The sequence below is a fragment of the Flagellimonas yonaguniensis genome, from assembly GCF_029193885.1.
GTDB classification, from domain to species: Bacteria; Bacteroidota; Bacteroidia; order Flavobacteriales; family Flavobacteriaceae; genus Flagellimonas; species Flagellimonas yonaguniensis.
This window is the reverse complement of the sequence record NZ_JARFVB010000002.1, coordinates 137,891-158,279: the sequence shown is the minus strand read 5'-3', so window position 1 is coordinate 158,279 and position 20,389 is coordinate 137,891. Positions and strand designations below refer to the sequence as shown.

Here is a 20,389-nt window from a genome sequence, read left to right as displayed (position 1 = left end):
GAATCTATTTGTTGTTATTTTGGATTCCCACCTGCGCAGGAATGACATATACATTAGGTGTTTAACCAATTTTTGAGCATTTGCTTTCCTTCGGGTGTCAATACGGATTCTGGATGGAATTGCACTGCCGTAACATCGTATTCCTTATGTCGAAGTGACATTACTTGTCCGTTTTCATCCACCGCTGTGGTCTCCAATACCTTCGGTAAATTGGGGTCGACTACCCAAGAATGGTATCGACCCACCTGAAGCGTTTTGGGCATACCTTGATAAATGGGGTCATCCTTCGTCACGGTTATGGTGGTATCCACCCCGTGATATACTTGGTCTAAATTGATTAAGGTACCTCCGAACACTTCTCCAATGGCCTGTAGCCCCAGGCACACTCCAAAAATGCGTTTGGTGGGCGCATAGGTCTTGATGATTTCCTTTAAAAGTCCTGCTTCATCGGGGATTCCCGGTCCTGGGGAAAGCACGATGTATTCAAACGGTTCGACTTCGTCCAAGGTAAGCTGGTCGTTCCGTTTTACGGTTACTTCGCAATCCAAATCTTCCAGATAGTGTACCAAGTTGTAGGTAAAGCTATCGTAGTTGTCTATCATTAAAATCTTTCTTCCCATGCTTAGATTGTTTCGGCTATTTCCAGCGCTTTGGTCAATGCGCCCAATTTATTGTAGGTCTCTTGGAGTTCGTCATCAGGATTGGAGGCGGCTACCAATCCTGCCCCTGCTTGGTAATACAGTTCGTGGTCCTTGCTTAAAAAAGTTCGGATCATGATGGCATGGTTAAAGTTACCTTCAAAATCCATAAACCCGATGGCACCACCATAATAGGAACGGCTTGTTTTCTCATATTTTTCAATGAGTTGCATGGCCATGTGTTTGGGTGCTCCACTCAAAGTCCCTGCGGGAAAGGTGTCGGCCACCACTTTCATGGTAGTGCTGTCCTTTTTCTTTTGTCCCGTTACTTTGGAAACCAAGTGGATTACGTGCGAGAAATATTGTACCTCTCGATACGTATCCACATTAACCGTATTGCCATTACGGCTTAGATCGTTTCTTGCAAGATCAACGAGCATCACGTGCTCGCTGTTCTCTTTTTCGTCCTGCGCCAATTTTTTGGCCAGTTCGGCATCCTTTTCATCGTTTCCGGTACGTTTGTAGGTCCCGGCTATGGGATGAATCTCCGCTTTGCCATCTTTTACGATCAGTTGGGCCTCTGGCGAGCTTCCGAAGATTTTAAAATCCCCATAATCAAAATAGAACAGGTAAGGGGAGGGGTTGATGGAGCGAAGTGCTCGGTACACATTGAACTCGTCTCCCTTGAATTTTTGTTTAAACCTTCTGGAAAGCACCAATTGGAACACATCGCCACGCTGACAATGTTTTTTTGCCAAGGCAACTTGTTCTTTGTAGTCTTCGTCCTTTAGGTTGGATTCTGGTTCTCCTTCTTTATTGAAATTGTAAGAGGAAAAGGTACGGACGTTGAAAAGCTGCTCCATTTCATCCACATTGCTTTCGGAGTCGTAACAATGTGCGAACAAATAGGCTTCATTCTTAAAATGATTGATGGCAATGATGTTCTGGTACACCGCATAATAAATGTCGGGAATATTGGCGGAATCATCCTTTTTGGAAATCTCCACGTCCTCAAAATAACGAACGGCATCGTATGCCATATACCCGAACAATCCGTTGTAAATGAACTTAAAACCATTTTGTGTGGTCTTGAATTGTTTTCCAAAGTTGTGAATCATTTCGGTAACATCGGTATCCGGAGTGATCTCGGTTACTTTCTTGGATCCATCTGGAAAACGTTGTGTAATGGTTTCGTTCTCCACTTTAATGGATGCAATAGGGTTGCAACAGATGTATGAAAAACTGTTGTCGTTGGCGTGGTAGTCGCTACTTTCCAAAAGAATGCTGTTGGGGAACTTGTCCCTGATCTTTAGGTAAACGCTCACGGGGGTAATGGTATCCGCGAGGATTTTTTTGTAATGTGTGGTTAATGTATACTCCATTTTCATTTCTATTTCCACTGAGGTGGAAAGCTATTTTTGGTTAATCAAAGAAATAGGTTAAATCCTTCCAATCTGGGTTGAAATCATTTATCAGATTTATTTTCCAGCTCCTATTCCATTTTTTTAATTGTTTCTCTCTACGAATGGCTGGCATTGGGAAATTGAATTTTTCATAATAGACCAATGTTTTAAGATTGTATCTACTTGCAAATTTGCTCCCGACACCTTTTTTGTGCCTGTACATTCTCTTTTTTAAATCGTTTGTATAGCCTATATATATGGTTCCCATTTTCTTGTTTGATATGATATAGACATAAAAACTCATTTTTCAACTTTTAGGATTTCCGCCTTCACGGAAATTAGAACTAAAGTCTTAAAAAAAGAAAAAGGCCTGTCGTGATGACAAGCCTTTTATATGGTTATAATGGGGACTTAGCTCACGACGTTTGACGTAAGTTTATCCACCACCAGTTATTTGCTCTAAATAATTTCATTGCATCAAATATAGGGAGGAATTTTTAACTCAGCAATACCCTTTTGTTTTAAAATGAGAATTCATTAGTATGAAATTAAACTAAAAAGTTAGTTGATGTCTGGTTTTGTTTATTTTTGAGAGAACACTCAAAACCTAATAGACTATGAATACCTTAACCAAAGCCCTAAATAGGTTTATTGTCATTTATTTTTTAATCTACATATTTCCATTTCCATCGGATTATATTCCATTTGTGGGAAAGTATGTGGCCAATACCGTTCAAAATTTTTGGGATTGGATATTGCCTATTGTTTATGAAGATGTTCTAGGTTTTGAAGATAAATTGGTATTGGAACCTACTGGAAGTGGTGATCGTACCGTTGACTATTTGTTTTTGATGGTGAACTTTTTACTTGCCATAATTGTCACCGTTGGAAGTTTGTTCTTTTCCCTTGAAGAAAACAAGGAAAAGAAAATCTTTACCTATTTTATAGTGACATTACGTTATTTTTTGGCTTTTACTATGTTCACCTATGGTTTTGCCAAAATGTTTTACTTGCAATTTAGTCAACTTAGCTTATATAGTTTAGAGCAAACTTTTGGCAATTCATCCCCTATGGGAATTTTGTGGCGATTTATGGGGTATTCTGAACCCTATACGGTGTTTACGGGCATACTGGAGGTTTTGGGAGGCATATTTCTGATTTGGAGGAGGACTAAAGTCCTTGGAGCTATTATGTGTTTTGGAATAATGTTGAACGTCTTTGTATTGAATCTTTCCTATGATGTGCCTGTAAAATTGTTTTCATTTCATTTGACCCTTATGAGTTTGGTGATTTTAATGCCTGATTATAAAAATCTGATGAAGTTCTTTTTAAAGAACAGTCCATCAGAACCCATTACCCATCAACCTTACTTTAAAGTAAAAAGAAATGAGATTATACGGCTGACTGTGAAGTTTCTATTGGTTGGCTTTGTATTGTTCAATGGAGTAAAATCAAGTTTACAACGACAAAAAGAGTATGGCAAACGCGCTCCAGAACATAATCTGTATGGTGTTTATGAGGTGCATCATTTTATTAAAAATGGAGATACATTATCATCCAATGATCCTATGCCATTATTGGGATATCCCCAAAAATGGAAAAAGCTATTGATTGATAAAAGGGATAGTAGAATTATTTTGATGGATGATGAACAAAGGGCCATGAAGCATGAACTGGATACCATTTCCAAAAGGTTTAGTATGACCAGTCACTTGGATGAGAGTTTAAAATATGAATTCAACTATAAGCAAAAAGGAAACTGGCTTTATTTGAATTCAGAACAAGGAAAGGATTCTTTAATAGTTAATCTTTTAAGAAAGAAGCGGGAAGATTTTTACCTGGAAAGTCGAGGATTTCATTGGATTAATGATTATCCAATGAATCGGTGATGGCATTAAATAAAAAATCCCGTCCAAGAATTGCTCGGACGGGATTTTCACACACTAAATAGGAGTTGATCACATCTGTAGATCAACTACCAAATCAAACTCATCATAGATCAATTTGTCCTTGGCGGTGCCAATTATTCCAGATCCGTATTTTACGTCATACTTGGTTCTGTCAACTTTCAATGTAGCAGTTGCTTTGTCTCCATAAACGGAAACCTCAAAAGTCACAGGCTCGGTGGTACCTTTAATGGTAAGGTCACCGGTCACGTCGTAAGAGTTTTTTCCAGTTGATTTCACTTTAGTGAAAACCAATTTGGCAGTAGGATTATTGGCCGTACCAAAAAAGTCATCTGACTTCAGGTGGCCGTCCAATTTCCCTTTATAGTCACCTTCCAAATCAGTTGTGTTGATACTTGTCATGTCCACAACAAACTCACCGCCAACCAATTTTTCACCATCAAATTCCAAAGCTCCTGACTCAAGGCTGATAGTTCCTGTGTGGGAACCTCCAACTTTGTAACCTTTCCAGGTAACGGTACTTTCGGAAGTTTTTACTTCTTTGGTTTCTTTTTTAATTGGGTTGGCTATTGCAGAAGCGCCAAAAAGGGTAACCAATGCCAAACTTAAAATTGTCTTTTTCATGATTGTTTTAATTTCTGTTTTTAAATGTTAAGGGTTCAATAATTATATAAGAGTGAATAATTCTTCTTTTGATTTACGGACCTTGGGCAAGTGCTGGGTGGCATCTTCCTCGGAACGGTAACCCACGGCCAATACGACGACTGCATTTAGGTCTCTGTCATTAAGTCCAAGAATCTCGTTGTACTTGTCTGATTCAAAACCTTCCATGGGGCAGGTGTCGATTTTTAGTTCTGCCGCAGCCTGTAATGTATTTCCCAAAGCGATATATGCTTGTCTTGCGGTCCAATTGCTTTTGGTTTCCAAAGGAAGATCGATAAGTTTGGACTTCATAAAGTCGGAATATCCTTTAAGTCCATCCATTGGAATATCCCTGGTCTTACTTACGTTAGATACGAAATCATCCACTAATTCCTCACCGTAGTTGGTTTTATTGGCAAACACGATGATTTGAGAAGCGTCCTCAATTTGGTATTGGTCCCAAGATGCGGGTCTTAGTTGTTCCTTTACCTTTTGGTCGGAAACAACCAATACTTCATAAGGTTGCAATCCGTAAGAGGAAGCGCTCAAACGGATGGCTTCCAAAAGTGTATCCAAGTCTTCCTCGGAAATTTTCTTGCTTGCATCGAACTTTTTGGTGGCATAGCGCCATGTCCTGTTATCGATTACGTTGCTTGTGCTATTTTCTGTTGCTGTGCTCATATTATATCTAAAATTTATCTAGTAGGGTATTTAATTGTTCCAGTTCTTTATTGTCGAAGTTTTTAAAAATCACTTTGTGGACACCGGACAAAGCCTCGTCCATTTGCTCCAAGGTCTTTAGACCTGTGTCGGTAATAACTATTTCCACCTTACGTCTATTGGATGGGCATACGGTTCTGTTCACAAAACCCTTTGCCAGAAGCTTGTCCACTAATCGAGTGGTATTGCTCATTTTGGTTACCATGCGTTCATTTAGTGTGGAAAGGTTGGCAGGTTTACCTTTCTGCCCTCTTAAAATGCGCAGCACATTGAATTGTTGCATGGAAACCTCAAAAGGTTTAAGGGCGCTGGTCATAATTTCATTGATCTTATTGTTGACCAACTCCATATGAATTGCCGTTCTGGGCTCCAAAGGAATTTTTTTAGTGGTTTTTATAATCTCTTCAACATTCATGTACAAACAATATTTGTATATACAAATGTATGATGATTTTTGACAATCATCCAAATTTTTGATAGATAAATTTTTGTTAAAGAGAGGGGAAAGAGGTTCTCCTTATGTATTTTTAAAGATGTAAAAGACAGATAATGAACAAGTTATTGACTTTAGGATTGATGATTTCCATTATTATGGGCTGTGCTGAAGAGAAGAAGCAAAAAAAGGTAGAGGCTGAAACCGCTGATAACGAATTGGTTGTGCAGAAAGACAATACCAACACAGATGTTGCCTTTCCCATTTATGATTTTGATGGTTTTGAGCCCATGCTCCATAAAGATGATGGCAAAACCTATGTGGTCAACTTTTGGGCCACTTGGTGCAAACCCTGTATTGAGGAAATGCCCCATTTTGAAAGAATCCATTCGGAACAAAAGAATAACAATGTTGAAGTGATATTGGTCAGTTTGGATATGCCCAATATGTGGAAGACCCGATTGGAACCTTTTGTGGAGAACAAAAACATACAGGCCGAGGTGGTGATACTGGACGACCCCAAACAAAACGATTGGATACCAAAGGTATCCGAAGAATGGGGTGGAGGTATTCCCGCTACCTTAATATATAATAAGGATAAACGAACTTTTTACGAACGTGGTTTCACGTACGAAGAACTGAACAACGAGTTATATAAATTCATAAACTAATCGACTATGAAAAAGAGAAGGATTTTAGGAGGGTCTGCATTGCTTTTGATTTTTGTGGCAGCATTTGCCATGGGATTCAAGGTGGAGACCGAACATAATTTGGACAAAGGATACCAAGTTGGCGATAAAGCCGCCGATTTTTCCTTGAAGAATGTGGATGGGGCCATGGTGTCGCTATCGGATTTTGATGGTGCCAGAGGTTTTTTGGTCATATTTACCTGCAATACCTGCCCTTATGCGCAGGCTTATGAGGATAGAATCATTGCGTTGGATGCCAAATACAAACCACAAGGCGTTCCCGTAATTGCCATCAACCCGAACGACCCCAGTGTCAAGCCGGGGGACGGTTTCGCAAAAATGAAGGAGCGTGCAGCCGAAAAAGGGTTCATTTTCCCTTATTTGTTCGATGAGGGCCAAAAAGTATATCCGAAATATGGGGCCACTCGTACACCACACGTTTTCTTGTTGGAAAAAACGGCAACAGGAAACATGGTAAAATATATCGGTGCTATCGACGACAACTATCAAGATGCATCACAGGTGGATGAAACTTTTGTGGAAAATGCCGTGGATGCCATGCTGGCAGGTAATGAAATCAATCCGAAGACGACAAAAGCCATTGGTTGTGGCATAAAATAAGCCGATAATAAAAATAAAACCAGAAGAGAAATCCGGAGTAACGCTTCGGATTTTTATTTTTGTAGCAATCTAAATTGAAAAAAATGTCAGATCTATCACAAGAAGAATGGGCGGAGCAACTGGAAAAAGATGACAACGCCTTTATTTTGGATGTACGTACCCCCGAAGAAGTGGAAGAAGGATATATTCCAGGGTCAACGAACATCGATATTTATTTGGGACAGGAATTTATGGACGAATTGGAAAAATTGGACAAGTCCAAAAACTATTATGTCTACTGCCGGTCGGGAAACCGTAGCGGACAGGCCTGTGCCATTATGAACAGTCTTGGAATTGAAAACGCTTACAATCTGGAAGGTGGCTTTATGAACTGGGACGGCGAAGTAGCAGAGTAGATCTCCATTTATCCCAAATCAATGCGAGAAGACCTACTTTATTTTATTTGGAGGCATAATAAGCTTCCGACCGAACAGTTGTGCACGGGCAATGGGGAGCCTATTGTGATTAAGGCACCGGGAACCCAAAACAGGTTGGCCGGTCCCGATTTTTTCAACGCCAAAGTTGAAATCGACGGACAGCTCTGGGCAGGTAATGTGGAGATGCACCTTAAATCTTCGGATTGGTATGTGCATCATCACGAAACAGATGAAAATTATGACAATGTCATTCTCCATGTGGTATGGGAGGATGACATTGCTGTTTTTAGGAAGGACGGCTCCCAAATACCCACTTTGGAAGTCAAGCAATATGTGGCAGACCAACTTTTGAATGGTTATCAAAACCTGATGAACAATTCGCGCACAAAGTTTATCAGCTGCGAGAAAGATGTGAGGCAGGTGGATTCCTTTGTGATGGAAAATTGGTTGCATCGATTGTACATTGAACGCCTAGAGCATAAATCCAAATTGATATGGGAACTTTTGGACGCCTCCAAGAATGATTGGGAAGCGGTGCTTTTTATGCTTTTGGCCAAGAATTTTGGTTCCAAGGTCAATGGCCCATACTTTATGGAGCGGGCACGACAATTGGATTTTTCCATAGTGAGGAAAACAACCAACGAGCCCTTGCAATTGGAAGCTTTGCTTTTTGGTCACTTTGGACTTTTACAAGTGGATGACTGCATCGATTCGTATTATTTGCAACTCAAAAAAGAATACGGTTATCTGCAGCGTAAGTTTGATTTGGACATACCGTCATCGAAACCGGAGTTCTTCGGATTGCGACCGATGAATTTTCCAACTATTCGGATTTCGCAATTGGTCAATTTATATGCGGGAAGTCACAACTTCTTTTCCAAATTAATGGATTTGAACACGCTGGAAGGTATTTATCAGTCCTTCGAGATTTGTGCAGGTCCGTATTGGGAAGAGCATTATACCTTTGGAAAGGTCTCCAAAAAGAGAATGAAAAAATTATCCAAAAGGTTTATCGACCTGATAGTCATTAATACGTTGGTGCCACTTAAATTCTGCTATGCAAAGCATTTGGGCAGGGACTGGAATGAAGATTTGATCACGCTGGTTTCAGCATTGGGGAAGGAGGATAATTCCGTCATCAAAAATTTTGATAAAATAGGTTTAAAGGCCCAAAATGCATTGGAAAGTCAGGCAAAACTGGAGCTATTTACCAATTACTGTTCTCAAAATAAATGCATGCAATGCGCCATTGGTACGCAATTATTGAATAGAAATACATAATTTTAACCATGTCTTTATTTTACAATACGCTTTATTACTTTCAAAAAAGGGGTTTTGAGGTCTGTGGACGCATAGCGGAACGACTTGGGATTCGTGCCCGGGTGGTGCGTACCAGTTTTATCTATTTGACCTTTGTTACCTTGGGTTTCGGTTTCGCGCTGTACCTCTTTATCGCGTTCTGGCTTCGGATTAAAGACTTGATCTATACCAAAAGAACCTCCGTATTTGACCTCTGAACATGATTAGATTGATGCGTTCCAAAATAGTATTGGCACTTTCCTTAATGGTCGTGGTGCTTTTGTTTGGGGTGGTCGGTTATAAAATGTTGTCGGACTTTACCTGGATAGAGGCCATTTACATGACCATTATCACAGTGACCACGGTGGGTTTTTCTGAGGTAAGGCCCTTGGACGCCAATGCAAAGATTTTTACCGTATTTTTAATCGTTACCAGTGTGTTCATCTTCGGTTTCGCCATTTCCGTGGTTTCCGAGTACATTTTAGGAAGAAACTCATTGGAACTGCTAAAAAAGAAAAAAGTGAAGAAACAAATAGATAGTCTTTCCAATCATGTTGTGGTTTGCGGATTTGGTAGAAATGGAATGCAGGCCGCCGAAAAATTGATTGCTTACAAAAAGCCTTTTGTGGTCATTGAAAAGGACAGGGAGATCATAGAAAGGCATGAGGAAGAAGTCTTGTTTGTGGAAGGCGATGCCAATGAGGATGAAGTACTGCTCCAAGCGGGCATAGATAGGGCGCAGTATCTGATCACGGCCGTACCGGACGATTCGGCCAACCTTTTTATTGTTCTTTCAGCAAGGCAACTCAATAAAAATCTTTTCATTATAAGTAGGGCATCGCAGGTAACCTCGATAAAAAAGCTGCAATTTGCGGGTGCGAACAAAGTGATCATGCCCGACAAGATAGGGGGCGATCACATGGCATCTTTGGTGGTCATGCCAGATTTGATCACCTTTTTGGACCAATTGTCCATAGAAGGGGAGCATACCACGAATTTAGAGGAAGTCAGTATAGAGGACTTTACCAATCAAATGGATTGCCATTCCCTTCGCGATTTGGATTTACGTAGAAAAACGGGCTGTACCATTATAGGTTACATAGATCCTAACGGCAAATATATCATCAACCCGGAAGCAGATATGGTTCTACAGCCCAAAAGTAAAGTTATTGTGTTGGGTAGGCCAGAGCAGATACGTAAGCTGAACCAAATGTTTCAGATAGGCTAGTTTAACACGCATTAATTTTTTTGCGAAGAAATTTTTTAGGATATTGGGCCTTTACAAAAAACTAACATAACCAAAACAATATGATGAAGTATAGACTTCTTTCCATTTTAAGTTTAATGTTACCGGCACTTTCTTTTGCTCAGGAAAGTACATCAGAAAAAATTGATGCGGTTTTTTCCAGATACACAAGCTGGTTTGTTGATGCTATTTTCTACGAGATCCCTTTTTCGGAACAGTTCCAGATACCTTGGGTGCTTCTTGTATTGGTAGGAGGTGCATTGTACTTTACCATTTATTTTAAGCTCATCAACTTTACGGGTTTTTGGACTGCGATAAAAGTGGTCCAAGGGAAGTATGAGGATATAGAAAAGCACGGTGTGGACCATTTATATGGGGATTCTGCGGAAGAGCACGATTTGCCGGATACGATTAGGGATGAATCTGCCCATGGAGAGGTTTCCCACTTTCAAGCCCTTACTGCTGCACTTTCCGCCACTGTTGGGTTGGGGAACATTGCCGGTGTGGCGGTAGCCTTGTCCATTGGTGGTCCCGGAGCGACTTTTTGGATGATCTTGGCCGGACTTTTGGGTATGGCATCAAAATTTGCAGAATGTACCTTGGGTGTTAAGTATAGGGACGTAGGTGAGGATGGTACCGTTTATGGTGGTCCTATGTACTACTTGACCAAAGGTCTTAAAGAAAAAAATGCCAAGGGATTAGGTAAAGTACTTGCTGTACTATTTGCGATTTTCGTAATTGGAGGTTCCTTTGGTGGTGGAAATATGTTCCAGGCCAATCAGGCGGCCGCCCAGTTCGTGGAGTTGTTCAGTCTTGAAAACGACAACGCTGGATTGTATTTTGGTATTGTAATGGCCGTATTGGTGGCCATCGTGATTATCGGGGGTATCAAAAGGATTGCATCCGTTACGGAAAAAATTGTACCCTTTATGGCCGGTATATATGTATTGGCGGCCCTGATTATTTTGGGTGCCAACTTTTCGTCCATCGATGATGCTTTCGGTTTGATTTTCGAAGGAGCCTTTTCAGGACTTGGAATCGCAGGTGGACTTATCGGTGTAATGATCCAAGGTATTCGTAGGGGGGCGTTCTCCAACGAAGCAGGTGTGGGTTCAGCAGCCATTGCCCACTCCGCTGTACGCACCAAGTATCCTGCGAGTGAGGGTATTGTTGCCCTTTTGGAGCCTTTTGTGGATACCGTTGTAATTTGTACCATGACCGCTTTGGTAATCATCATTACCAACTATGAAGTAGGTTTCTTGCAGTATGGTACCGAAATCACGGAGGGTGTTGAGATTACGGCGACCGCTTTTGATTCTGTTATTCCCCACTTCTCGGTAGTATTGACCATTGCGGTAATATTGTTCGCATTCTCCACTATGATTTCTTGGTCTTACTACGGAATGCAGGGATGGATGTACCTTTTTGGAAAAAGCAGAACAAGCGACCTAGCGTACAAAATCTTGTTCTTGTTCTTTGTGATCGTTGGAGCTTCCATTAGCCTTGGTTCCGTGATCGACTTCTCGGATGCCATGATTTTTGCGATGGTTGTACCTAATATTATAGGTGTTGTTTTATTGACTCCAGTGGTTCGAAAAGAATTGAACAAATACATGAATGCCATCAATAAAAAAGAAGATGCGCTGGAAGATGGTGCGGAAGACTTGGTGGATAAAATGTAAAAGCCATAGCTAAGATGAAATTCAAATCCCACTTCAGGTTCAATAAGCAGGAACGAAGTGGGATTTTCTTTTTATTGCTGATGGTGGTCGTGCTTCAAGGCGGGTATTATTATGTAAAGGCAAATCCATCAAAAAGTGAAACCAACTTTGCTCTCAATGCTTCGGAACAACATAGGATTGATAGCCTAAAGACTTACCAGTCTGAAGGAGTTCCAAAAATGTATCCCTTCAACCCAAATTATATTACCGATTACAAAGGCTATGCCTTGGGATTATCCACAACGGAATTGGACCGGTTGTTTGCTCTTAGAAAGCAAGGCAAGTTTGTTAATTCGCCAGAGGAGTTCCAAACCGTTACCCGAATATCAGACTCGTTGCTGAACGAAATCTCTCCGTATTTTAAGTTTCCAGATTGGGTAAAGAACAATCAAACTCCAGCGAAGAAAGAATCAAGTGTCAAGAAAGCACCTACGATTAAGGACCTGAACTCAGCCACGGCTGAAGACCTGAAATCCGTTTATGGCATCGGCGAGACCTTGTCCCAAAGAATCGTGAAGTTCAGGGATAGGTTGGGAGGTTTTTTGGTGAACGAGCAATTGTATGATGTTTATGGGTTAAAGCCCGAAGTTGTTGAAAAAGCTTTGCTTCAGTTTCAAGTAAAGGAAGTTCCGTCCGTTAATAAAATCAATGTCAACAAAGTGGGAGTGGAGGAGTTATCTAGATTAATCTACATAAACAAGTCGTTGGCCTTCAATATTATTGAATATAGGGATAAAAATGGTTTATTTGCATCGTTACAGGAGTTGAGTCAAGTGGATCAATTTCCTACAGAAAAACTAGACAGAATAGCTTTATATTTGTCTTTATAAAATAGGTGCTATGAACGAAATGTACTTCACGGAAGAGCATAATTTATTCCGCGAAAGTTTGAAGGATTTTTTACAGAAGGAAGTTGTTCCCCATATTGAGGAATGGGAGGAATCCGGTAAGATTGATAAAGCTATATGGACCAAGTTTGGGGAAATGGGCTTTTTTGGCCTGATGACCCCAGAAGCATATTCTGGTTTGGGCCTGGACCTTTTTTATACCGTTATTTTTCTAGAGGAATTACAGAAAATAAATTCTGGCGGTTTTGCCGCGGCCATGTGGGCGCACCAGTACCTGGCAATGACTTATCTGAACAGATTGGCCAATAACGATCAGAAAAAGACTTATCTGGAGCCCAGCGTGCTTGGGAATAAAATCGGTTGTTTGGGAGTGTCCGAGCCTTTTGGTGGTAGTGATGTTGCGGCCATGCGGACTACGGCCGAAAAGAAAGGCGATGTTTATATCGTAAACGGTTCCAAAACGTTCATTACCAATGGGGTTTACGGCGACTATATCATCCTTGCTGCCAAAACGGATAAAGATGCTGGCCATAAGGGAATCAGTATGTTTATTATGGACAGGAATGCTGAGGGTGTTTCCGCAAGCAAGCTGAATAAATTGGGCTGGCGTGCCTCCGATACGGCGGAACTGGCTTTTGACAATGTGGAGGTTCCCGCAGCTAACTTATTGGGAGAGGAAAATGCTGGATTTGCCTATATCATGGAAGCTTTTTCTTTGGAGCGCTTGGTAATGGGTGTCAATGCCCATGCAAGAGCTGAATTTGCATTGGACTATGCATTGCAATACATGTCCGAACGTGAGGCGTTTGGCAAATCCATAGATCAGTTTCAGGCTCTCCGACATCGATTGGTCGATCTATATTCGGACATGCTGTTGTGCAAACAATACAATTATTCCACAGTAGCGCAAATGGAGAAAGGTGTCTATGTGGTCAAAGAAGCGACTATTTCCAAACTTAAATCCACAAAAATGGCTGATGAGGTCATTTATAATTGTCTGCAGTTTTTGGGCGGCTACGGGTATATTGAGGATTATCCCATGGCACGCTTGAGCAGGGATAGTAGGTTGGGACCCATCGGAGGGGGTACTTCGGAAATCCTAAAGGAAATCCTGGCAAAGATCATCGTGGACAAAAAGGAGTACAAAAAGCACTCTGTGTAGTCTTTCATCAAAAAAATGAAATATTTCTTTACCCATTGAATATCATTCGTATATTTGCACACCAAAATTTTAAAGAAAGGAGGTTGTAGCCCATGTTAATTATACCAGTAAAAGAAGGAGAAAACATCGATAGAGCTTTGAAGCGTTTCAAACGTAAGTTCGACAGAACAGGTACCATGCGTCAATTGAGATCAAGACAGCAGTTTACCAAACCTTCTGTGGAGCGTAGAGCGCAAATTCAAAAAGCACAATACATTCAAGGCCTAAGAGACCAAGAAGAAGTATAGGGCTACCGCTTTTACAAAATATATCAATCCCGTTCCAATATTGGAGCGGGATTTTTCGTTTTATATCCATACGCATCCTAATTGCTACCTTTGATATATGTCCGTATCAGCTTTTATATCCTATTTAAGGTTGGAGAAAAATTACTCCGAACATACCATAAAGGCTTATGAAAAGGACATTGAAATCTTTGCAGACTTCTGTAGGGAGCACCATGGGGAGTCCAATATTGCAACGGTTTCCTATCCGTTGATCAGAAACTGGATAGTGGCCCTTTCCGATGAAGGTTTGTCCAACAGGACGATCAACAGGAAAATATCCTCGCTCCAAGCTTATTATAAATTTTTATTGAAGGTAGGTGATGTTGCCATTTCGCCATTGGTAAAACATAGAGCACTAAAGACCCAAAAGAAAGTGGAGGTGTCTTTTTCCGAGATGGAAATGGAAGCTATATTGTCCGAAATCCCCTTTGATGATGATTTTGAGGGCGAGCGCGATAAGCTCATTGTGGAGCTCTTATACACGACGGGTATGCGAAGGGCGGAATTGGTCAATTTAAAAGTGTCGGATGTTGATCTAACAGGGCAAGTGTTAAAAGTGTTGGGCAAAAGGAACAAAGAACGAATCCTGCCCTTGTTGCCATCCACCGTAGAGCAGATCAAGAATTATTTGAAGAAGCGTTCAGAACTTGATGACCAGGTTGAATCTCCTTATTTGTTATTGACCAAAGAAGGTCTTAAAATTTATGAAACACTTGTTTATCGAACTATAAATAAGTATTTTAGTTTGGTGTCCCCGAAGGTAAAAAAGAGTCCACATATACTCAGGCATACCTTTGCAACCCACTTGCTGAACAGGGGCGCGGATTTAAACTCCGTAAAGGAATTATTGGGTCATTCGAGTTTGGCATCCACGCAGGTGTACACGCACAATAGTATTGCTGAACTGAAAAAGGTACATCAAAAGGCCCATCCAAGAAACAAGAAATGAAAATTCTTGTATTGTTTAACTTCACTGTCACAGACAGTACTAAAAACTTCGTCTTATGAAAGTAAACGCACAATCGGTAAATTTTACAGCTGATGGTAAACTCATCGACTTCGTCCAAAAACGAATGGACAAGTTGGAATTGTTCTACGACAAGGTCATCGAATCGGATGTATATTTAAAAGTGGAAAACACAAGTGCTAAAGAAAATAAGATCGTGGAAATCATGGTGTTTGTCCCCCGGGATAAATTCATGGTAAAAAAACAATGTAAGTCATTTGAAGAGGCTGTGGATTCGGCCTGTAGTTCCCTGGAAAGACAATTGGTGAAAAAAAAGGAAAAATTAAGGGCAAAAGCTTGATGAAATTTTTTTCAAATTTGTTTTGAATAAAAAAATAAATATCTATACATTTGCAGTCCGTTAGAAATAGCGGGCTTTTTTAGTGAATAAAAAGCGGTGAAATGCCGATATAGCTCAGCTGGCTAGAGCAGCTGATTTGTAATCAGCAGGTCGTGGGTTCGAGTCCCTCTATCGGCTCGTTAAGATACTGAAAAATAAGGCGGGGGGATACTCAAGCGGCCAACGAGGACAGACTGTAAATCTGTTGGTTTTTACCTTCGCAGGTTCGAATCCTGCTCCCCCCACAAAGATTGTTCGGCGGAACAATTGGGAAAGAAGGTTTTTTGAAATAATGGAATCTTTGGATGTGAATCCAGAAAAAAAATGCGGGAGTAGCTCAGTTGGTAGAGCGTCAGCCTTCCAAGCTGAATGTCGCCGGTTCGAACCCGGTCTCCCGCTCTAAACTTGAAACTTGGTTTCAAGAAAAAGGTTGAAGTTTTGACGAGCTAGACTTGTAACTTTCAAACTCTAAACCTGATAACCCATAGGCCGGTGTAGCTCAGGGGTAGAGCGTTTCCTTGGTAAGGAAGAGGTCACGGGTTCAAATCCCGTCATTGGCTCAAAACGATTTGTACACTAATATAAACTAAGATTAAAATTATTTAAAATGGCAAAGGAAACTTTTGATCGTTCCAAACCGCACTTAAATATTGGTACCATTGGACACGTGGATCACGGTAAAACTACATTGACCGCTGCTATTACCACTGTATTGGCCAACGCAGGTTTGTCTGAAACAAGAAGCTTTGATTCAATTGACAACGCTCCTGAAGAAAAAGAAAGAGGTATTACAATCAACACTTCACACGTTGAGTACCAAACAGCAAACCGTCACTACGCACACGTTGACTGTCCTGGTCACGCGGATTACGTAAAGAACATGGTTACTGGTGCTGCTCAGATGGACGGTGCTATCTTGGTTGTTGCTGCAACGGATGGTCCAATGCCGCAAACTCGTGAGCACATCCTTTTGGGACGTCAGGTTGGTATTCCACGTATCGTTGTTTTCTTGAACAAAGTTGACATGGTGGATGATGAAGAACTATTGGAGCTTGTTGAGATGGAAGTAAGGGAATTGCTTTCTTTCTACGAGTACGATGGTGACAATGGTCCTGTTATCGCTGGTTCTGCACTTGGTGCTTTGAACGGTGAGCAAAAATGGGTTGACACTGTTATGGAGTTGATGGAAGCTGTTGATTCTTGGATTGAGGAGCCAACTCGTGAAGTTGATAAAGACTTCCTTATGCCAATCGAAGATGTATTCACTATTACTGGTCGTGGTACCGTTGCTACCGGTCGTATCGAAACTGGTGTTGCCAACACAGGTGACGCTGTTGATATCATTGGTATGGGTGCTGAGAAGTTGTCTTCTACCATTACTGGTGTTGAGATGTTCCGTAAGATTTTGGATAGAGGTGAAGCTGGTGATAACGTAGGTCTTCTTTTGAGAGGTATCGAGAAATCCGATATTAAAAGAGGTATGGTAATCTGTAAGCCAGGTTCTGTTAAGCCACACGCTAAATTCAAAGCTGAGGTATATATCTTGAAAAAAGAAGAAGGTGGACGTCACACTCCATTCCACAACAACTACCGTCCTCAGTTCTACTTGAGAACAACTGACGTTACTGGTAACATTAACTTGCCTGACGGTGTTGAAATGGTAATGCCAGGTGATAACTTGACAATTACTGTGGATTTGATTCAGCCTGTAGCTTGTAGCGTAGGTCTACGTTTCGCTATCCGTGAGGGTGGTAGAACAGTAGGTGCCGGTCAGGTTACTGAGATTCTAGATTAAGATTCAAATTATTATAAAATTGCACTCAAGGGTGTTCCGATTTTCTCGGGATACCTTTCAGTGTAATTATAAACGGGTGTAGCTCAGTTGGTAGAGCACTGGTCTCCAAAACCAGGTGTCGGGAGTTCGAGTCTCTCCTCCCGTGCAAGTAAAATACAAATAATATGGTCACTTACATAAAGGAATCATTCGAAGAGCTTAAGAACAATGTTACTTGGTTGGAAAGGAGCAAAGCTTCCAATCTTATGGTGATCGTTGCTGTGTTTTCCATCTTGTTTGCCTTGGCAACATGGGGTGTGGATTCCTTGTTCAGTAATTTGATCACATTGTATTTTGAAAAATTAATAGGATAAAGATCGGTCGATATGTCTGAGGTTCTGGAGAAAAAATGGTATGTAGTTAGAGCGGTCAGTGGTCAAGAGAACAAGATCAAGGGCTATATTGAAAGCGAGGTGGAGCGTGCAGGTTTTGGCGACTATCTCGAAGAAGTTCTAGTGCCTACCGAAAAAGTTGTTCAGATCAGGAATGGAAAGAAAATCAACAAAGAGCGTGTTTACTTTCCAGGATATATCATGATAAAGGCCAATCTTGGAGGAGAAATGGTGCACATCATTCGTTCCATTACCAATGTGATTGGTTTCTTGGGCGAAGTGAAAGGTGGCGATCCCATTCCATTGAGGAAATCCGAAGTGAACCGTATGTTGGGGAAAGTGGACGAATTGGCTGTCAATACAGATAATGTTGCTATTCCATTTGTGTTGGGTGAAACGGTTAAGGTTATTGATGGACCTTTCAATGGATTCAATGGAACCGTTGAAAAAATCAATGAAGAAAAGCGTAAGCTGGAGGTAATGGTAAAGATTTTCGGAAGAAAGACACCATTGGAACTCAGCTATATGCAAGTAGAAAAAGTATAACAAGAGCTGTTACATATATAAAGCTGTGTTGCTTCCAATTGACACACTTTAAATTTAATTAGAAACAATGGCAAAAGAAGTAGATAAGGTAGTTAAATTACAAGTTAGGGGAGGTGCTGCGAACCCATCGCCACCGGTTGGACCCGCCTTAGGTGCTGCTGGTGTTAACATCATGGAGTTCTGTAAGCAGTTTAATGCTCGTACACAGGACAAACAAGGTAAGGTTTTACCTGTTGTTATCACCGTTTACAAAGACAAATCTTTCGAGTTTGTTGTAAAAACACCACCTGCGGCAGTTCAATTGATGGAAGCGGCTAAGATTAAAAAAGGATCGGGAGAACCTAACAGGGTTAAGAATGGTTCAGTAACCTGGGATCAAGTAAAAGCGATCGCCGAAGACAAAATGGCGGATCTTAATGCCTTTACCGTGGAATCTGCAATGAGTATGGTTGCGGGTACTGCGAGATCAATGGGTCTGAAAATAGCAGGACCAAGACCTTTTTAAAATCTGAAAGCAATTAAGAAATGGCAAGATTGACTAAAAAGCAAAAAGAAGCCCAGGCCAAGATAGACAAGAACAAACTCTATTCCTTGGAAGAGGCATCAGCTTTAGTAAAAGAAATAACCAATGTAAAATTTGACGCTTCCATTGATTTGGCAGTTCGTTTGGGTGTAGATCCAAGAAAAGCAAATCAAATGGTACGTGGCGTTGTTACCCTTCCACACGGAACAGGTAAAGACGTAAAAGTTTTGGCATTGGTGACTCCGGACAAAGAAGCAGAAGCTAAAGAAGCCGGTGCGGACTTTGTAGGATTGGACGAATATTTGGAGAAAATCAAAGGCGGTTGGACCGATGTTGATGTGATCATCACTATGCCAAGCGTTATGGGTAAACTAGGTCCATTAGGTAGAATTTTGGGTCCTAGAGGTTTAATGCCCAATCCAAAAACCGGAACAGTGACTATGGATGTTGCCAAGGCAGTATCCGATGTTAAGGCCGGTAAGATCGACTTTAAAGTGGACAAAACAGGTATTGTGCACGCTGCAATAGGAAAAGCTTCTTTCTCTGCGGACAAAATCGCAGGGAATGCAAGGGAATTGATTGATACCTTGATCAAAATGAAGCCATCCGCTGCAAAAGGTGTGTACATGAAAAGTATCTATCTGTCCAGTACTATGAGTCCTAGTGTTCAATTAGATCCAAAAGCAGTTCAATAGACTGGTAGTTCAATTTTTTTAACTATGACAAGAGAAGAAAAAGCAACAGTAATAGAAGACTTGACTGCACAGTTGGCTGATAATCCAAACATTTACTTGGCGGATATATCAGGATTGAATGCCGTGGACACCTCTAATTTAAGAAGAGCGTGTTTCAAGGCGAACATTAAGCTTGCGGTCGTTAAGAACACCTTGCTTGCAAAAGCAATGGAAGCCTCTGATAAGGAATTCGGTGAACTTCCCGAAGTATTGAAAGGCAACACATCATTGATGTTGTCCGAAACAGGGAACGCACCTGCGAAACTTATCAAGAACTTTAGAAAGAAATCAGAAAAGCCCGTATTGAAAGGTGCCTTTATCGAAGAGGCAGTTTACATCGGGGATGAAAACCTTGACGCACTTGTTAACATCAAGTCCAAAGAGGAAGTTATCGGGGATATCATTGGATTGTTGCAATCGCCAGCCAAGAATGTTATTTCTGGACTTAAGTCCGGAGGCGGTAAATTGGCAGGTATCCTTAAAACGCTTTCTGAGAAAGAATAATTCGCGCACAATAAACTAAGTATATTTTTAAAAATTTTTATTAAACGATAGAAAAATGGCAGATTTAAAAGATTTTGCAGAACAGTTGGTAAACCTTACGGTAAAAGAGGTAAATGAGTTGGCCGACATTTTAAAAGAAGAATATGGTATTGAGCCTGCTGCTGCTGCAGTAGCCGTTGCTGGTGGCGCTGCTGCTGGTGGAGGTGATGGTGAAGCTGCTGAGGAAAAATCAGAATTTGATGTAATCCTTACAGCTGCTGGTGGTTCTAAATTGGCAGTCGTAAAATTGGTTAAGGAATTGACCGGTCTTGGACTAAAAGACGCTAAAGAAATCGTTGACAGCGCACCAAAAGCTGTTAAAGAAGGCGTTGCTAAAGATGAAGCAGAAGGTATCAAAAAATCATTGGAAGAAGCAGGAGCAGAAGTTGAGCTTAAATAATCGCTTTTCCCATAAGAACTTGGTTAAGGTCTTTCCATTTTTGGTTAGACCTTAGCCTAT

26 protein-coding genes and 5 tRNA genes are annotated in these 20,389 nt (G+C 41.0%); 25 read left to right on the top strand and 6 right to left on the bottom strand.

Features of this window, described 5'->3' with window-relative positions; genetic code table 11:
• Positions 1-53: 53 nt before the first annotated feature.
• Genes PY092_RS05075 through PY092_RS05065 form a run of 3 tightly spaced genes read right to left on the bottom strand, consistent with a single transcriptional unit; the run spans position 54 to position 2,345 of the window.
• Positions 54-620 carry an anthranilate synthase component II gene (locus PY092_RS05075; RefSeq protein WP_275614767.1) on the bottom strand — a complete coding sequence of 189 codons (567 nt, stop codon included), beginning with the start codon at positions 618-620 and terminating at the stop codon, positions 54-56.
• A gap of 2 nt (positions 621-622) precedes the next feature.
• Entirely contained in the window at positions 623-2,020 is a 1,398-nt protein-coding gene (locus PY092_RS05070) for an anthranilate synthase component I family protein (RefSeq protein ID WP_275614766.1), read from the bottom strand.
• 40 nt (positions 2,021-2,060) lie between these two features.
• On the bottom strand, positions 2,061-2,345 hold the full coding sequence (locus tag PY092_RS05065) for a GIY-YIG nuclease family protein (RefSeq protein WP_275614765.1): 285 nt from the start codon (positions 2,343-2,345) through the stop codon (positions 2,061-2,063).
• A 313-nt stretch (positions 2,346-2,658) separates the two neighbouring features.
• Between PY092_RS05065 and PY092_RS05060 the strand changes: the two genes are divergently transcribed.
• Positions 2,659-3,930 (top strand): DoxX family protein, encoded by a 1,272-nt coding sequence (locus PY092_RS05060; protein ID WP_275614764.1) that lies wholly within the window; start codon positions 2,659-2,661, stop codon positions 3,928-3,930.
• 69 nt (positions 3,931-3,999) lie between these two features.
• On the opposite strand, the gene PY092_RS05055 is transcribed toward PY092_RS05060, so the two are convergent.
• Genes PY092_RS05055 through PY092_RS05045 form a run of 3 tightly spaced genes read right to left on the bottom strand, consistent with a single transcriptional unit; the run spans position 4,000 to position 5,725 of the window.
• The gene (locus PY092_RS05055; protein WP_275614763.1) at positions 4,000-4,572 is read right to left on the bottom strand and encodes a YceI family protein; all 573 of its coding nucleotides are present in this window, start codon (positions 4,570-4,572) and stop codon (positions 4,000-4,002) included.
• A gap of 42 nt (positions 4,573-4,614) precedes the next feature.
• Positions 4,615-5,271 (bottom strand): NAD(P)H-dependent oxidoreductase, encoded by a 657-nt coding sequence (locus tag PY092_RS05050; RefSeq protein ID WP_275614762.1) that lies wholly within the window; start codon positions 5,269-5,271, stop codon positions 4,615-4,617.
• Positions 5,272-5,278: 7 nt separating this feature from the next.
• Positions 5,279-5,725 (bottom strand): MarR family winged helix-turn-helix transcriptional regulator, encoded by a 447-nt coding sequence (locus PY092_RS05045; protein ID WP_275614761.1) that lies wholly within the window; start codon positions 5,723-5,725, stop codon positions 5,279-5,281.
• Between the two features lie 134 nt (positions 5,726-5,859).
• Between PY092_RS05045 and PY092_RS05040 the strand changes: the two genes are divergently transcribed.
• From PY092_RS05040 to rplL, 24 genes are all read left to right on the top strand, one after another.
• The gene (locus PY092_RS05040; RefSeq protein ID WP_275614760.1) at positions 5,860-6,414 is read left to right on the top strand and encodes a TlpA disulfide reductase family protein; all 555 of its coding nucleotides are present in this window, start codon (positions 5,860-5,862) and stop codon (positions 6,412-6,414) included.
• A gap of 6 nt (positions 6,415-6,420) precedes the next feature.
• Entirely contained in the window at positions 6,421-7,053 is a 633-nt protein-coding gene (locus tag PY092_RS05035) for a thioredoxin family protein (protein ID WP_275614759.1), read from the top strand.
• A gap of 83 nt (positions 7,054-7,136) precedes the next feature.
• Positions 7,137-7,448: a rhodanese-like domain-containing protein gene (locus tag PY092_RS05030; RefSeq protein WP_275614758.1), complete on the top strand. Its 312-nt coding sequence runs from the start codon at positions 7,137-7,139 to the stop codon at positions 7,446-7,448.
• A gap of 21 nt (positions 7,449-7,469) precedes the next feature.
• Positions 7,470-8,750: a DUF2851 family protein gene (locus PY092_RS05025; protein WP_275614757.1), complete on the top strand. Its 1,281-nt coding sequence runs from the start codon at positions 7,470-7,472 to the stop codon at positions 8,748-8,750.
• Positions 8,751-8,758: 8 nt separating this feature from the next.
• Entirely contained in the window at positions 8,759-8,986 is a 228-nt protein-coding gene (locus PY092_RS05020) for a PspC domain-containing protein (RefSeq protein WP_100817497.1), read from the top strand.
• A 2-nt stretch (positions 8,987-8,988) separates the two neighbouring features.
• Positions 8,989-9,996: a potassium channel family protein gene (locus PY092_RS05015; protein WP_275614756.1), complete on the top strand. Its 1,008-nt coding sequence runs from the start codon at positions 8,989-8,991 to the stop codon at positions 9,994-9,996.
• Positions 9,997-10,079: 83 nt separating this feature from the next.
• Positions 10,080-11,696, top strand: a complete 1,617-nt coding sequence (locus PY092_RS05010) for an alanine/glycine:cation symporter family protein (RefSeq protein ID WP_275615001.1) — start codon at positions 10,080-10,082, stop codon at positions 11,694-11,696.
• 14 nt (positions 11,697-11,710) lie between these two features.
• Positions 11,711-12,565, top strand: a complete 855-nt coding sequence (locus PY092_RS05005; protein WP_275614755.1) for a ComEA family DNA-binding protein — start codon at positions 11,711-11,713, stop codon at positions 12,563-12,565.
• A 10-nt stretch (positions 12,566-12,575) separates the two neighbouring features.
• Positions 12,576-13,745: an acyl-CoA dehydrogenase family protein gene (locus PY092_RS05000; protein ID WP_275614754.1), complete on the top strand. Its 1,170-nt coding sequence runs from the start codon at positions 12,576-12,578 to the stop codon at positions 13,743-13,745.
• 92 nt (positions 13,746-13,837) lie between these two features.
• Positions 13,838-14,032, top strand: a complete 195-nt coding sequence (gene rpsU / locus PY092_RS04995) for a 30S ribosomal protein S21 (protein ID WP_090299076.1) — start codon at positions 13,838-13,840, stop codon at positions 14,030-14,032.
• A gap of 97 nt (positions 14,033-14,129) precedes the next feature.
• Positions 14,130-15,020, top strand: coding sequence for a tyrosine-type recombinase/integrase (locus PY092_RS04990; RefSeq protein ID WP_275614753.1), 891 nt, complete (start codon positions 14,130-14,132; stop codon positions 15,018-15,020).
• A gap of 55 nt (positions 15,021-15,075) precedes the next feature.
• Entirely contained in the window at positions 15,076-15,378 is a 303-nt protein-coding gene (gene hpf / locus PY092_RS04985; protein ID WP_275614752.1) for a ribosome hibernation-promoting factor, HPF/YfiA family, read from the top strand.
• A 103-nt stretch (positions 15,379-15,481) separates the two neighbouring features.
• Positions 15,482-15,555: transfer RNA gene (locus PY092_RS04980), tRNA-Thr, on the top strand.
• Positions 15,556-15,579: 24 nt separating this feature from the next.
• Positions 15,580-15,662: transfer RNA gene (locus tag PY092_RS04975), tRNA-Tyr, on the top strand.
• Between the two features lie 81 nt (positions 15,663-15,743).
• Positions 15,744-15,816, top strand: a tRNA-Gly gene (locus tag PY092_RS04970).
• An 89-nt stretch (positions 15,817-15,905) separates the two neighbouring features.
• Positions 15,906-15,977: transfer RNA gene (locus tag PY092_RS04965), tRNA-Thr, on the top strand.
• A 47-nt stretch (positions 15,978-16,024) separates the two neighbouring features.
• Positions 16,025-17,212, top strand: coding sequence for an elongation factor Tu (gene tuf, locus PY092_RS04960; protein ID WP_275614751.1), 1,188 nt, complete (start codon positions 16,025-16,027; stop codon positions 17,210-17,212).
• 72 nt (positions 17,213-17,284) lie between these two features.
• Positions 17,285-17,357, top strand: a tRNA-Trp gene (locus PY092_RS04955).
• A gap of 19 nt (positions 17,358-17,376) precedes the next feature.
• On the top strand, positions 17,377-17,565 hold the full coding sequence (gene secE / locus PY092_RS04950; RefSeq protein WP_127138518.1) for a preprotein translocase subunit SecE: 189 nt from the start codon (positions 17,377-17,379) through the stop codon (positions 17,563-17,565).
• 12 nt (positions 17,566-17,577) lie between these two features.
• Complete coding sequence (nusG, locus tag PY092_RS04945) at positions 17,578-18,129, top strand: transcription termination/antitermination protein NusG (protein WP_014033479.1); 552 nt, start codon at positions 17,578-17,580, stop codon at positions 18,127-18,129.
• 67 nt (positions 18,130-18,196) lie between these two features.
• Complete coding sequence (gene rplK, locus PY092_RS04940; protein WP_275614750.1) at positions 18,197-18,634, top strand: 50S ribosomal protein L11; 438 nt, start codon at positions 18,197-18,199, stop codon at positions 18,632-18,634.
• A gap of 20 nt (positions 18,635-18,654) precedes the next feature.
• A complete protein-coding gene (gene rplA / locus PY092_RS04935) occupies positions 18,655-19,347 on the top strand; it encodes a 50S ribosomal protein L1 (RefSeq protein WP_275614749.1) in 693 nt (230 codons plus the stop codon).
• Between the two features lie 24 nt (positions 19,348-19,371).
• Positions 19,372-19,890 carry a 50S ribosomal protein L10 gene (gene rplJ, locus PY092_RS04930; RefSeq protein WP_100817508.1) on the top strand — a complete coding sequence of 173 codons (519 nt, stop codon included), beginning with the start codon at positions 19,372-19,374 and terminating at the stop codon, positions 19,888-19,890.
• Between the two features lie 55 nt (positions 19,891-19,945).
• Positions 19,946-20,329, top strand: coding sequence for a 50S ribosomal protein L7/L12 (rplL, locus tag PY092_RS04925; RefSeq protein ID WP_275614748.1), 384 nt, complete (start codon positions 19,946-19,948; stop codon positions 20,327-20,329).
• Positions 20,330-20,389: the final 60 nt, after the last annotated feature.

What these genes read in the sequence shown, in the direction of transcription:
- PY092_RS05055 (WP_275614763.1), bottom strand. Translation starts at nt 4,572, where the DNA reads ATGAAAAAGACAATTTTAAGTTTGGCATTGGTTACCCTTTTTGGCGCT.
- rplL (WP_275614748.1), top strand. Translation starts at nt 19,946, where the DNA reads ATGGCAGATTTAAAAGATTTTGCAGAACAGTTGGTAAACCTTACGGTA.
- PY092_RS05020 (WP_100817497.1), top strand. Translation starts at nt 8,759, where the DNA reads ATGTCTTTATTTTACAATACGCTTTATTACTTTCAAAAAAGGGGTTTT.
- PY092_RS05045 (WP_275614761.1), bottom strand. Translation starts at nt 5,725, where the DNA reads ATGAATGTTGAAGAGATTATAAAAACCACTAAAAAAATTCCTTTGGAG.
- PY092_RS05040 (WP_275614760.1), top strand. Translation starts at nt 5,860, where the DNA reads ATGAACAAGTTATTGACTTTAGGATTGATGATTTCCATTATTATGGGC.
- PY092_RS05025 (WP_275614757.1), top strand. Translation starts at nt 7,470, where the DNA reads ATGCGAGAAGACCTACTTTATTTTATTTGGAGGCATAATAAGCTTCCG.
- rplJ (WP_100817508.1), top strand. Translation starts at nt 19,372, where the DNA reads ATGACAAGAGAAGAAAAAGCAACAGTAATAGAAGACTTGACTGCACAG.
- PY092_RS05030 (WP_275614758.1), top strand. Translation starts at nt 7,137, where the DNA reads ATGTCAGATCTATCACAAGAAGAATGGGCGGAGCAACTGGAAAAAGAT.
- secE (WP_127138518.1), top strand. Translation starts at nt 17,377, where the DNA reads ATGGTCACTTACATAAAGGAATCATTCGAAGAGCTTAAGAACAATGTT.
- PY092_RS05060 (WP_275614764.1), top strand. Translation starts at nt 2,659, where the DNA reads ATGAATACCTTAACCAAAGCCCTAAATAGGTTTATTGTCATTTATTTT.
- rplK (WP_275614750.1), top strand. Translation starts at nt 18,197, where the DNA reads ATGGCAAAAGAAGTAGATAAGGTAGTTAAATTACAAGTTAGGGGAGGT.
- PY092_RS05075 (WP_275614767.1), bottom strand. Translation starts at nt 620, where the DNA reads ATGGGAAGAAAGATTTTAATGATAGACAACTACGATAGCTTTACCTAC.
- PY092_RS05000 (WP_275614754.1), top strand. Translation starts at nt 12,576, where the DNA reads ATGAACGAAATGTACTTCACGGAAGAGCATAATTTATTCCGCGAAAGT.
- PY092_RS05005 (WP_275614755.1), top strand. Translation starts at nt 11,711, where the DNA reads ATGAAATTCAAATCCCACTTCAGGTTCAATAAGCAGGAACGAAGTGGG.
- PY092_RS05015 (WP_275614756.1), top strand. Translation starts at nt 8,989, where the DNA reads ATGATTAGATTGATGCGTTCCAAAATAGTATTGGCACTTTCCTTAATG.
- PY092_RS05010 (WP_275615001.1), top strand. Translation starts at nt 10,080, where the DNA reads ATGAAGTATAGACTTCTTTCCATTTTAAGTTTAATGTTACCGGCACTT.
- hpf (WP_275614752.1), top strand. Translation starts at nt 15,076, where the DNA reads ATGAAAGTAAACGCACAATCGGTAAATTTTACAGCTGATGGTAAACTC.
- PY092_RS05050 (WP_275614762.1), bottom strand. Translation starts at nt 5,271, where the DNA reads ATGAGCACAGCAACAGAAAATAGCACAAGCAACGTAATCGATAACAGG.
- PY092_RS04990 (WP_275614753.1), top strand. Translation starts at nt 14,130, where the DNA reads ATGTCCGTATCAGCTTTTATATCCTATTTAAGGTTGGAGAAAAATTAC.
- PY092_RS05065 (WP_275614765.1), bottom strand. Translation starts at nt 2,345, where the DNA reads ATGAGTTTTTATGTCTATATCATATCAAACAAGAAAATGGGAACCATA.
- tuf (WP_275614751.1), top strand. Translation starts at nt 16,025, where the DNA reads ATGGCAAAGGAAACTTTTGATCGTTCCAAACCGCACTTAAATATTGGT.
- rpsU (WP_090299076.1), top strand. Translation starts at nt 13,838, where the DNA reads ATGTTAATTATACCAGTAAAAGAAGGAGAAAACATCGATAGAGCTTTG.
- nusG (WP_014033479.1), top strand. Translation starts at nt 17,578, where the DNA reads ATGTCTGAGGTTCTGGAGAAAAAATGGTATGTAGTTAGAGCGGTCAGT.
- PY092_RS05035 (WP_275614759.1), top strand. Translation starts at nt 6,421, where the DNA reads ATGAAAAAGAGAAGGATTTTAGGAGGGTCTGCATTGCTTTTGATTTTT.
- rplA (WP_275614749.1), top strand. Translation starts at nt 18,655, where the DNA reads ATGGCAAGATTGACTAAAAAGCAAAAAGAAGCCCAGGCCAAGATAGAC.
- PY092_RS05070 (WP_275614766.1), bottom strand. Translation starts at nt 2,020, where the DNA reads ATGGAGTATACATTAACCACACATTACAAAAAAATCCTCGCGGATACC.